This is a genomic window from Acidithiobacillus ferrooxidans ATCC 23270 (assembly GCF_000021485.1).
Lineage (GTDB): Bacteria > Pseudomonadota > Gammaproteobacteria > Acidithiobacillales > Acidithiobacillaceae > Acidithiobacillus > Acidithiobacillus ferrooxidans.
The window spans coordinates 198,180-210,393 of sequence record NC_011761.1 but is presented as its reverse complement, the minus strand read 5'-3'; the positions used below and the strand labels follow the sequence as shown (position 1 = coordinate 210,393).

Here is a 12,214-nt window from a genome sequence, read left to right as displayed (position 1 = left end):
GTTGTCACCGCATATCACCGCTGGTACTCCCTACGCGAAGCGATTGTCAGTGGTAGTCGCGCCATGTAAGCCATCCTGGGCAAGGGGGATTGGCAAGGCGGTCAGTATCGCCAGCGAGAACACATTGGCATACCCCCAAATCAATGTGTCAGAAAAACTACCAGCTATAAATACCGCCATATAAATTAAAACAAACCAGCCTTCGGGAACCGCCTTCAGTCGCCATGCTGGTGCCGTTACAGCCCACAAGAACCACACTAGCAGCAACAGACCGGGAATGCCTAGCATGGCCAGTTCAAGGAGATAACTGTTTTGAGGCTGGCTCATGATCAACGGAGATGGCAGCTCAGGTAGAATATGATTTTTCTGTAATTGTGCCATCTCGTTTGCGTAATTGCCTGTACCAACCCCCAGGATAGGATGCTGGAAACCCATGTACAGTGCGCCCTGGGCCATCAAAACACGCAGTCCCCAACTGGTATCGTAATCACCCTTGCTGACAACTTGTAAATTTTGCAATCCTTCTTGCACTCGATGTTGAACAATGGGAGACATTCCCATCCCAATTATTGTCAGCGCAATACCTCCCAACGCCCAATAACGCCACTGCCCCCTGAATAACACCCATACCGCAAGCGGCATGAGGATGACGAAAAGCAACTGACCAGTACGTCCGGCACCCATGCCCAATTGCAGCAGGAAGGCTACCGCGAGAATTGCGTTTGCCCATCTCGGTAACAAAACCCTATCCCGCATATCGTAGGCTATCCATAGCAATGCCATGGTCAGCGTCATGCTGAGAAAAATATGATTGGCATAACCGACAGGGCCAAGCCTCGGAATCAACGGACTCCATTTCCATATTCCAAGCCACTGACATAGGCCGACTATCCAGTTCAATATCAATCCCGCCAGAAATAAACCCGGAATCATCCGGAACCTGCTTCTGTTCCAAGGCAGTGTTGTTCCTGCGTACGCAAAAAAGAAATATCCGAGTCGACTTATGGCTATCCAGGTATCGTGAGGGTTCGCTCTGCTCCAAATGGTGCCTAGCAACGTCCATAATATCAACAGGGTCAGCGGTATGAACCATGGGCGCGTCGGTATCTGCCCCAAGTTTTTCCAGTACCCGCTCATGATATATAGCAGTACGAAGATACCGCCACTAATACCCGCTGCCGCGGTACTTAACGGAAAGAAAAAAATCGGCAGACAAAAAAACAGGAACATGGTTTTTTGTAAAAGTGCTTTCATAAGCGTAGCGTCAGCGCGGTTTATATTCAATTATAGGCCGCCGCATTTTCTTATTCATATCTTTACGTTTTTGTGGTTCATTCATGGCTTCTGTCCTTCTGGCCGCAAACCGTGCCGCGACATAGCAGCCACACACCCTGATACCGTGACACAACGGTATAGCCTGGCGGCACCGCCCCAGGGTAGCTGATGACGAAGCCGTTGGCCAAATTGGATGGCGGCGTTACCAGTGGAGGATGCGGCCTTATCGCCAGATCAATGTCGGCTGTCACGCCGATACCTACCCATGCAGCGTTCGAAACATAGAGGGGCGCCCCATGGGTTTGCATGAGCACATCCCGCGCTATGGCGCTGATATGCGGGCGGAACCGATCGGTATACGCGGGAAAGGCCCATAGAGCGAAAAAATACTTGAGAAGGATGGCTGCCATCATCCACTTCACGGCCAAACGCCGTGTCTTTTCGGCATCAACGACCCACCCCGCCAACACCAGTGCCACGATTCCATAGAGCGGCATCAGGTAACGGATCCCACTTTGCGGCGATAGCCAATAGGGCAGGTAATTCACTCCCGCTATCCATAGAGCCGTCCGCACCTGCGGATCGTTCATACGGGAAATCGGATAACGGCGCAACAGGGCATATAACACGACGCCTCCGACCGGAAGCAACTGCCCGAAAGTCTGCGCAGGGAAGACGAAAAACTGATGCAGGTAATCCAGCAATCCCTGTCCCTGCAACTTGCCGATGATGTCGTCGAACATTCCATGGGCCATGGTGCCGCCGGCAGGGGCCATGGCATACCAGAGGACGGGGACCACCAACGCCAGAAGATGTATGCCCCAGGAAGGCCACGAAAACAAAAAACGCCAGCCACGGGTTCGGTAGGTCACCACCAATACCGCCACACCGTAAAATACGTAGACGGTCAGAGCCTTGGTAAGAAACGCACAAGACAACGCCAGCACGGCAATAGCGAAGAAGCCAACACGCCGCTCCATCACCGCAAGCCACCCGAGAAGCATGGCCGCCAAACAGAAAAAGGCGAACAGCGGGTCACTATACGCCAGCCAGCCATCGTAAAAGAGCACGTCCCCCAGGGTGATATACACCAAGGCAGCGAAAGCAGCCAACCTCCTTTCCTTCCAGATTCTTCCTGCGAACCATCCCACGAGCAGTCCGGAACCCACCGTCGCCAAAGCCGCGATCAATCGTGCCGCAACCAGCATGTGAGACCAGCCAATCCACATGGACACCATGGTGATGAGCCAATTATCCAGGGGCGGGCGCCAATAGTCCTGTCCGTACATGACTGGGGTGAGCAGATGGCCGTGATACCACATTTCATAGGACATGAGCGGATAAACCGCTTCTTCACCGGTATACTGAACGTTATGGAAGGTAAAGACGAAGCTGGCCGCGGCGAGAGCGAAAAGCAGCCAGTAGTTTCTGGTGTTCGTTGTGGTCATTCGATCCGGTACCCCAGGGTGGCAAGCATGTGCAACACCTGCTGAGTCGCTGGAGCCCCCTTATCGGCGGGACCTGGCATCAGCGCGGCATTCCATCGGTCTCAGCGGCCAAAGGCAGGTCTACGCCGGTATAGAGCTGTCCAGCCACATGCTCCTTGACAGACAACCACCGCAATATCGTTACTTGCATGCACTTTCCTCCCGGCTCAGCGAACAGAATACGCCGCCCATCATAAAGTGCAGACGCATCGGTGTCATCGCGGCAGGCTGGCCAGAAGATCACGGGCGATGATGCCGGCGTCAAAATGCCGGGCATATTCCGGACCGGCGGCACCGAACTCCGCGCACAAATGCCGATCCGCCGTCAAGCGGAGGATAGCGTCCCGCCAGCATGCCATGTTTCCGGCAGGCAATAACAAACCGCTCCGATCCGCCGCAAAGCTCTCGGGAATACCCCCCATGGCCGCACCCAGCACCGGTGTCGCGCAGGCCTGCGCCTCCAGACAGACGCGGCCAAAGGTATCCGGCTCGATGGAAGGCAAGGCAAGGGTATCCATGACGCTGTACCAGGGCGTTGCCGGATCTTGCCAGCCCAGCAGATGATGCCAGGGCTTATCCTCCAGATACGCGCGCAACTCCGCTTCATGGGTGCCTCCCCCCAACCACAGTCCATGCACCCGTGCATCGGTGGCATGCGCGGCGTCGATGGCATCGGCAAGCAGGAACACACCCTTGCCACGATGCCAGGCGCCGACAAAGCCCACGAGAAAATCCTCATCCGTCAATCCCAAGGCGGCGCGCTGCCGCGTTCGCGCCGTGAAATCACGCTGAAAATCTGCCAGACGCAGGGGATTCGCCAATACTTCGACACGTTCGGCGGGCACGCCCTGCAGGATCAGCCGCTCCCGCAGATAGGCGGAGATCGCGAACAAGCGCAGAGGCCAACGCGAGAGCAGCCAGCGGGTACCGGGCTTGAGGTGCAGATCCATGTGCCGGAACAATGCAAGAGGCCGCCCCTCACTGCGGCTGATCAGTGCCAGCGGCCAGTATTCCTTGCTGAAGCTGCCGATAACCCAGTCCGGCTGCACCATACGGATAGCCCGACGCAAGGCACGGATGCCGCCGGGATCGGCGCTGTTGCGGAAGACTCCGAAATGCCTGGTGACCGGCGCGGTCTCCAGCGCCTGCGCGATCCGTCCTTGCGGATGCACCAGACAATGCACCTCCGCCCCCTGATCGGCCAGGGCGCGACTCAGGGTGATCATGTGCGTCTCCGTGCCACCACCGCCGGGGTTGGTGCCCACCCAGAGCAGGCGACGCGGAACTGCGATCAATGGTGGTCCTCATGCGTGGTCAGCAGTTGCAGGGGAAACACATGCGGCGCGTGGTGTCCGCCGACCATCACCCGTGGCAAGCCGAAGAGATCCCCACCGGGCCGGGCGCGACCCCGCCGCACGGTCACCGCGGCGGCAAAGCCGGCGCGCCGGACCGCCTCCTGCTCGCGCGGCCCCGCCGCACCGTAGGGATAACAGAACTGGGTCACCGGCACCGCCAAAAGCCCTTCCAGCTCGCGCTTGGATCCTGCCACCTCGTCGTCCAATTCGGGCTCACTCAGTTCCGGCAAATGGGGATGATGGCGGCTGTGCGCCCCGACCTCCATCCCGGCATCCCGCCATCGGCATAATTCATTCAGGTTCATCAGTGGCTTATGTGTACCAAGCTGCTGCGCATCCCAATGATTGTCGGTACCGATGGCGGCACTCACCACGTAGCAAGTGGCGGTATACCCGTAGTGCAGCAGCACCGGCAACGCGCATTCGAAGTTATCCCGATAACCGTCGTCCAGAGTAATCACCGCTACCTTGCCCTCGCGCTCACCACGCAGATAGGGCAACGCCGCGGACATGGACAAACCGCGGTAACCCAACCAGTGCAGCAGCGCCATCTGCCGCGCAAAGCGCCGAGGCGAAACATAGAGGCCACGCAGCCCAACCCCTTTCGGGGCCACCGCTATGTTGTGGTACATCAGAATGGGAACCGGCTTCACGCGGGCGGATCGAGATGTACGGTATGGCGGACCACATAAGTCTTTTTATCCTGAGACTCATGGTAGACGCGCACCAGCATCTCGCCGAGGATGCCGGTATTGAGGAATTGCAACCCGGCAAGGAAAAACAGCACACCGGCAATCAGCATGGGGCGTCCGGAAATCGTAGCGCCATAGCCAAATTTATCCACAAAAAGATACAGCAGCATGGCCGAACCGCTGCTCAGGAGGATCAATCCGATCACCCCGAAAAAATGCATGGGCCGCTGACTATAGCCCAGGAAAAACTTGACGAAGAGCAGATCCACCAGCACCCGGAAGGTACGGGTGATGCCGTATTTGCTGTGCCCCGCCCGGCGCGGATGGTGCCGTACCGGCACCTCGACGATGCGATCCGTATAAGTCAGGGTGGAAAGCCAGGCCGGGATAAAGCGATGCATTTCGCCATACAGGCGCACCCCCTTGATCACCGAGGCCCGATAGGCTTTGAGGGTACAGCCATAATCGTGCAGATAAACCCCGGTGAGGCGGCGGATCAGACGATTGGCAATCCGCGACGGAATCTTGCGCAACAACAGACCATCCTGCCGGTTTTTCCGCCAGCCGGCCACCACGTCCAGATTCTCCTCCAGCAGACGCCGCGCCAGAGGCAGGATATCTTCCGGATCATTTTGCAGATCCGCATCCAGGGTCACGATCACCTCGCCCAGGGCAGCGTCGATCCCCGCCTGCATCGCCGCTGTCTGCCCGAAATTCCGTTGCAAGTGGATGACCTTGAAACGCGGGCCGCGCGCCTCCGCCTCCCGGTCCAGCGCGGCGGCACTCCCGTCCCGGCTGCCGTCATCGACGACGATCACTTCGGCGTCGGTGTCTCCCAGGGCGTTGCCGAGGGCCGCACAAAGCGGTGAGACATTGTCGATCTCGTTGTAGAGCGGGATCACGACGGAAACCAGGGCCATTTATCGCTCCCAGTGCCGAAGCAAGGCGCGGGTAGCGGCCGCGGGATCCTGCGCTTCGAGAATGCCGGAGAGCACCGCCACACCCCGTGCACCTGCCGCCAGCGCCTCCGGCACCCGTGCCGCCGTCATTCCGCCGAGCGCAATGAGGGGTAGAGAAGACTCAGCGGCCATCGCCGCGAAAACCTCGGGTCCCAGCGCCTCCGTATCCGGATGGCTGGAAGTGGGGAAAATCGGCGAGAGAAAGGCATAACGCGCGCCCAGACGCGCCGCCTGTTGCAAGCCCGCAGCGTCATGGCAGGATACCCCGAATGCCTCATCGGGTTTTACGCCCGCGTCTGACTGCGCCTGGGTCAGGTGACGACCGGTCCTTGGCCAGCCGGGCAAGGGGTCGGGATGATTGAGGTAGACCTGCACACCCCCCGCCAACGCCCCGGCGCATAGTGCCGCCAACACGTCGGCGCTGGAGCCGTCAGGCACCGCTTTGCAGCGCAACACCAGCCAGCGCAATCCGGCATCAAGGGCCGCCTCCAGTGCGCGCCGGAAATCGGGCAGGGGCAACCTTCCCGGATCCGCAATCAGGCAGAGGGGCGGCTGGGGCAGAGCCTCCGCCAACACGTCCGCAGTCAGACGGAGGTTCGCGGGGAGACACTCCAGCGCCGGGATCTCCCAGGGAAAAAGCCAGCGTACTTCCTGTCCCTCGCGACCATGGGCCGTGCCCGTCCAGTGCCGCACCCGGTAGAAATGCACGCGCACCGTCCGTTCCGGATAGGTATATTCCAGCTCCCGGAAGGGTTCCGGCGCGGTTACCGTAACCCCCAACTCTTCCCAGAGTTCCCGGACCAGCGCCTGTTCCGGCGTTTCGCCGGGATCGACCTTGCCGCCGGGAAACTCCCAGAACCCCGGCCAGGGCTTGCCCTCCGGGCGCAGCGCAACCAGCAGGCGCCCGAAGGCGTCTTCAATGATTCCGGTTGCGACGGGAACGGTGGGCATCAGCTACGGTAATCGGCATTGATACGTACATAGTCATAGGACAAGTCGCAGGTCCAGATTTGCGCTTCGGCGGCCCCCCTGCCCAGATCAACCCGCACCGGGATTTCCTCCTGAACCATTACCGCCTGTCCAGCCGCCTCGCTGTAAGCGGGGTCGCGGGCACCATCCCGCACGATGCGCGTATCGCCCAGCCAGACCTGCACGCCCGCCACATCCAGGTCGTCGACGCCGGCTGAACCAATGGCCGCCAGCAAGCGCCCCCAGTTCGGGTCAGAGGCAAAGAACGCGGTCTTGATCAAGGGGCTATGGGCCATGCGGTAGGCCACCCGCAAGCACTCCGCCTCATCATACCCGCCCGAAATACGGATCGGAATGAACTTGGTCGCCCCCTCGCCGTCGCGCACAACCGCCTGTGCCAGCCATTGTGCAACGAGGGTGATGGTGTCTCTCAGTTTCCCGTAGCGGGGATCTGTCGCCTTCGTAACGGGCGGTAGCGCCGCCCGTCCCGTCGCCATCAGGACGCAGGCATCGTTGGTGGAGGTATCGCCGTCCACCGTGATGCGGTTGAAGGACTGCGCCATGGCCTCCCGCAGGCACTGCTGCAAGGCTGCCCCATGCAGCGGGGCATCGGTGGCGATGTAGGCCAGCATCGTGGCCATATCGGGACGGATCATCCCCGACCCTTTGGCCATGCCGGTCACCGTGATCGTAACGCCGTCCATCTCGATCTGCCGGGAACAGCACTTGGCGACGGTGTCGGTGGTCATGATCGCCGCCGCAGCGGCCTCCCATTGGTCCTCGGCGAGTCCGGCAACGCAGGCCGGCAAGACTGCGGCGATTTTTTCCGCCAGCGCCACAGGCTCACCGATCACCCCGGTGGAGAAGGGCAGCACCGCTCCGGGCGCGCAGCCCAACTGTTCGGCCACTTCCCGGCAACTCGCCTCTGCCGCCCGCAAACCAGCCACACCCGTACCGGCATTGGCATTGCCCGTATTGATCACCAGCGCCCGCACGCCGGGCCCTTCCGCCAGATGATGCCGTGCCACCAGTACGGGCGCGGCACAAAAGCGGTTGCGGGTAAAAACGGCCGCCACCTGGGACCCCTCGGCGAGATGAATCAGGGTCAGATCACGGCGACCCACATAACGAATACCCGCCTCCGCCACGCTCAGGCGAACCCCGGCTATGGGCAGGATATTCCGGGGAGGATCAAGACCGACGGCCATACGCTATCCTTATTGCAGGCGCCCGTGACAATGCTTGTACTTTTTGCCGGAACCGCAAGGGCACGGCTGATTCCGTCCCACCTTGTCGTCACTGATCGCGGGGCTGTGACCGGCCTCCTGTTCACCAATGACGCCCAGCCCTGTCAGTGCGAGGCCGGCATCCTCGACAAGCGGTGCCGCCGCCGCTGCAAAATCCGGATGGGAAAACTGCAAATGTCGAGGCTGGGCGGCACGGGCGATGGCGTCCCAATCCAGCGGCTCCGCCGGAGCCGGACTCACATGCAGGCGCGAGAGGGTGCTGACCACTTCTTCGCGCAACTGATCCAGCATGGCGTTGAACATGATCAGAGACTCCCGCTTGTACTCCTGTTTGGGATTCTTCTGGGCATATCCACGCAGGTGAATGCCTTCGCGGAGATGATCCATGCTCGCCAGATGGTCCTTCCACTGGCTGTCCAGGACCTGCAGCAGGATGGACTTTTCGAAGTGGCGGGTCATCTCGCTGCCCATGAGAGACTCCTTGGCCGCGTAAGCGGACAACACCATCTCCATGATCCGCTCACGTAGCGCCGCGTGAGTGAGCCCTTTATCCTGCTCCAGCCATTGCCCGACCGGGACCTGCAGGCCAAAAATCCGGTCCAGTGCCGCTTCCAGACCTGGCAGATCCCAGCGCTCTTCCATAACGCCTTCAGGCGCCGTGGCGGCCAGCACTGCGTCCAGAACATCGTCGCGCAACGCCCTGATTTCCGCACTGACATCATCGGCATCCATGAAGGCGTTGCGCTGCTGATAGATGATCCGGCGCTGCTCGTTGGCCACGTCGTCGTATTCCAGCAATTGTTTGCGGATATCGAAGTTGCGGCTTTCCACCTTGCGCTGGGCATTCTCGATGGACTTGGTCACCCAGGGATGCTCGATCGCCTCCCCCTCCTTCATGCCCAGCTTCTGCATCAGGCCACTCAGACGATCGCTGCCGAAAATGCGCATCAGGGGGTCATCCAGGGAAAGGTAGAAACGGGTGGTGCCGGGGTCGCCCTGGCGGCCGGACCGCCCGCGCAACTGGTTGTCTATCCGCCGCGATTCATGACGTTCGGTACCGATGATATGCAATCCGCCCGCCGCTATCGCCGCGTCATGCAGTCCCTGCCAACCGCTCTTGAGAGACTCGATCCGCCGGGTTTTTTCCTCCTCTTCCAGATCCGGATTGGCCAGCACCATATCCACCTGATGGCCGACATTGCCGCCCAGCACGATGTCGGTACCCCGTCCCGCCATGTTGGTGGCGATGGTCACCGCCCCCGGCGTGCCCGCCTGGGCAATGATCTCCGCCTCGCGCTGATGCTGTTTGGCGTTCAGCACTTCATGGGAAATCCGCGCCTGCTTGAGCAGATGAGACAGAAACTCGTTGTGTTCGATAGAGGTGGTACCCACCAGTACCGGCTGCCCGCGCTGTTGACAGCCGCGGATGTCTTCCACTATCGCTTTCCATTTCTCCTGACTGGTCCGGTAGATAAGATCGGCGAAATCCGTCCGGCACACCGGCCTGTGCGTCGGTATGATCACCACTTCCAGACCGTAAATCTGATTCAGTTCAAAGGCTTCTGTGTCAGCAGTCCCGGTCATGCCCGACAGCTTTTCGTACATGCGGAAATAATTCTGAAAGGTGATGGAGGCCAGGGTCTGGTTCTCATTCTGGACCGCCACCCCTTCCTTGGCTTCCACCGCCTGATGCAGGCCATCAGACCAGCGCCGCCCGGACATCATGCGTCCGGTGAATTCGTCGACGATACAGACCTCTCCGTCGCGAACGATATAATCCGTCTCCCGCCGGTAGATCACATGGGCCCGCAACGCCTGGTTGAGGTGATGGACCAGGGTGACGTTGGCCAGATCGTAGAGGTCGCCGTCGACCAGCAGACCGCTCTCCGCCATCAGGCGTTCCGCCTTTTCGATCCCCTCCTCCGTAAGCATGACCTGCCGGGCCTTTTCATCGACCGTATAGTCCTCATCGACGACAAAACTCCCGACGAGTTTGTCCACCCGGTAGTAAAGGTCGGTATTTTCCTCGGTGGGACCACTGATGATGAGCGGGGTACGCGCCTCGTCGATCAGGATGGAATCCACTTCGTCGATGATGGCGTAGTGCAGGCCGCGCTGCACCCGATCGGCCGGAGAAAACGCCATGTTATCCCGCAGATAATCGAAACCGAACTCGTTATTGGTGCCGTAGGTGATGTCGGCCGCATAGGCGGCGCGGCGCTCCTCACTGGACAGATCCGAGATGATGGTACCTACGCTCAGGCCCAGAAAACGGTGAATCTTGCCGACCCACTCGGCATCGCGGCTGGCCAGATAGTCATTGACGGTCACCACATGCACACCCTTACCCTGCAGGGCGTTGAGGTAGGCCGGCAAGGTCGCAACGAGGGTCTTGCCCTCGCCAGTGCGCATCTCGGCAATTTTACCTTCATGGAGCATGAAACCACCGATGATCTGCACATCGTACTGGCGCATGCCCATTACCCGCCGGCTCACCTCACGCACCACGGCGAACGCCTCCGGCAACAGGGCATCGAGGGGTTCACCACGGGCCAGCCGTTCCCGGAAGATCGCGGTCTGTGCAGCAAGGGTCGCGTCGTCCATGGCCTTGAAGCGGTCTTCCAGGGCGTTGACCTGCGCTACAATGGCACGGGCCTTCTTGATCAGTCGGTCATTGCGGCTGCCGACGACATGGCGGATGATAGTTCCAAACATGATGAGTACACGAACCTAGTAAAAAATATCGAGCAGGGTAGCATGAAAGCCTATGGATGATAAACGGTGGCACGCCTGGCGCACCATGACGCAAGGTTCTTCAGGACCCATCGCAGAGGTCTGCCGTCGCGGAACACTGCTGCGCGAGCGTCAGGTCGACTGGAACGGGTTACTGGCACTGGAAGCACAGGATCAAACTTGGCTGGTTGACTGGTCCGGGGGGGTGCTGAGCGTACTTTGTCAGAGCCCGGTATGGATTTCCTGGCTGCGAAGAAATGAAAAAAACATACTGAAACGATGGAATACCCGTTTCCCGGAAACGTCGGCGAGGCAAATCGTCGCCACAGTCCGGCCCTGGTCATACCGGCTGCCGCAGTCGGCAGGAATTCAGCGGGCGCCTCAGATTTCAGCAGAGGCACCCGAGGCGCTGCGCGCCGTGACCGGGCAGGTGCCCCAGGCCGTCGCCGCCGCCCTGCAGCGCCTGGCCAACACCATGGACCGTCTTCAGGCGGAGGCCGTCACCAAGGTGTCGGCAAAGGAAAACGGCGCACGCCGCTCGGCGTAATCCACAAACTCCCAGGCGTCCTGACGGAGAAGCAGCGCCCGCAGCAGACTGTTGTTGAGGGCGTGTCCGGCCTTGTGTCCGGAAAAATGGCCGACCAGCGGATGCCCGAGCAGGTAGAGATCACCTATGGAATCCAGCACCTTATGGCGCACGAACTCATTGGTGTAGCGCAGCCCTTCTTCGTTGAGCACACGGTAATCGTCGACCACGATAGCGTTGTCCAGATTGCCGCCGAGGGCCAAGCCCATCCGCCGCAACGCTTCGACTTCGCGCATGAAGCCGAAGGTTCGCGCACGGGCCACTTCCTTGAGGTAAGAAGTGCGGGCAAAGTCCACCGTCACCTCCTGACCGCCGTTTTTCATCACCGGATGGTCGAAATCGATGGCGAAACTCACCTTGAAGCCTTCGAATGGCTCCAGTTGTACCCAGCGATCGCCATCTTCCGCCTTGAGCGGTTTGGTGATGCGGATGAATCGCTTCGGGGCATTCTGCTCTTCAATCCCCGCGCACTGGATGAGGAATACGAAGGGCGCAGCGCTACCATCCATGATGGGCACTTCGGGTCCGTCGAGATCCACATAGGCATTGTCGATACCAAGACCCGCCAAGGCCGACATCAGGTGTTCAACGGTGCCAACCCGGATATGGCCATCGCCGATATTGGTGGAAAGGCGGGTATCCACCACATGGAGCGGGTCCGCTTTGATCCAGGCGCCACCCTCGATATCGCTGCGGTGGAATACGATCCCCGTGTTTACAGGTGCCGGGCGCAGGCCGATGTAGACCTTCTTGCCACTGTGCAAACCGATTCCTGTACCCCAGATCATGTTCTTAAGTGTACGCTGACGTATCATAGCCTTCTTCCGCGACCTGAGGGATCGCCCTCCCACTGAATAAGTATCTCTACTTTACAACTTTTGTTGTCTCTATACAACTAACCGACTGGTCAG

10 protein-coding genes are annotated in these 12,214 nt (G+C 59.9%); 1 reads left to right on the top strand and 9 read right to left on the bottom strand.

Annotated elements, in window-relative coordinates:
• Nucleotides 1-30: 30 nt before the first annotated feature.
• The 8 genes from AFE_RS01080 to secA form a co-directional block, all read right to left on the bottom strand.
• A complete protein-coding gene (locus AFE_RS01080; protein ID WP_012536033.1) occupies nucleotides 31-1,254 on the bottom strand; it encodes an O-antigen ligase family protein in 1,224 nt (407 codons plus the stop codon).
• 77 nt (nucleotides 1,255-1,331) lie between these two features.
• Nucleotides 1,332-2,723, bottom strand: coding sequence for an ArnT family glycosyltransferase (locus AFE_RS01075; protein ID WP_009568275.1), 1,392 nt, complete (start codon nucleotides 2,721-2,723; stop codon nucleotides 1,332-1,334).
• 254 nt (nucleotides 2,724-2,977) lie between these two features.
• The gene (locus tag AFE_RS01070) at nucleotides 2,978-4,057 is read right to left on the bottom strand and encodes a glycosyltransferase family 4 protein (protein ID WP_012536032.1); all 1,080 of its coding nucleotides are present in this window, start codon (nucleotides 4,055-4,057) and stop codon (nucleotides 2,978-2,980) included.
• Complete coding sequence (locus AFE_RS01065; RefSeq protein WP_049756713.1) at nucleotides 4,054-4,749, bottom strand: polysaccharide deacetylase family protein; 696 nt, start codon at nucleotides 4,747-4,749, stop codon at nucleotides 4,054-4,056. The genes AFE_RS01070 and AFE_RS01065 overlap by 4 nt, the downstream gene beginning before the upstream one ends.
• 17 nt (nucleotides 4,750-4,766) lie before the next feature.
• Nucleotides 4,767-5,729 (bottom strand): glycosyltransferase family 2 protein, encoded by a 963-nt coding sequence (locus AFE_RS01060; protein WP_012536031.1) that lies wholly within the window; start codon nucleotides 5,727-5,729, stop codon nucleotides 4,767-4,769.
• Nucleotides 5,730-6,719 carry a Nudix family hydrolase gene (locus AFE_RS01055; protein ID WP_012536030.1) on the bottom strand — a complete coding sequence of 330 codons (990 nt, stop codon included), beginning with the start codon at nucleotides 6,717-6,719 and terminating at the stop codon, nucleotides 5,730-5,732.
• A complete protein-coding gene (argJ, locus tag AFE_RS01050) occupies nucleotides 6,719-7,945 on the bottom strand; it encodes a bifunctional glutamate N-acetyltransferase/amino-acid acetyltransferase ArgJ (RefSeq protein WP_012536029.1) in 1,227 nt (408 codons plus the stop codon). Before argJ ends, AFE_RS01055 begins: the two co-directional genes overlap by 1 nt.
• A 9-nt stretch (nucleotides 7,946-7,954) precedes the next feature.
• A complete protein-coding gene (secA, locus tag AFE_RS01045; RefSeq protein WP_012536028.1) occupies nucleotides 7,955-10,699 on the bottom strand; it encodes a preprotein translocase subunit SecA in 2,745 nt (914 codons plus the stop codon).
• Nucleotides 10,700-10,751: 52 nt separating this feature from the next.
• Here secA and AFE_RS01040 point away from each other — a divergent pair, with 52 nt between their 5' ends.
• Entirely contained in the window at nucleotides 10,752-11,264 is a 513-nt protein-coding gene (locus tag AFE_RS01040; RefSeq protein ID WP_012536027.1) for a DciA family protein, read from the top strand.
• Here the strand turns inward: AFE_RS01040 and lpxC are convergent.
• Nucleotides 11,204-12,118 carry a UDP-3-O-acyl-N-acetylglucosamine deacetylase gene (gene lpxC / locus AFE_RS01035; protein ID WP_009561081.1) on the bottom strand — a complete coding sequence of 305 codons (915 nt, stop codon included), beginning with the start codon at nucleotides 12,116-12,118 and terminating at the stop codon, nucleotides 11,204-11,206. The genes AFE_RS01040 and lpxC overlap by 61 nt on opposite strands.
• Between the last annotated feature and the right edge of the window lie 96 nt (nucleotides 12,119-12,214).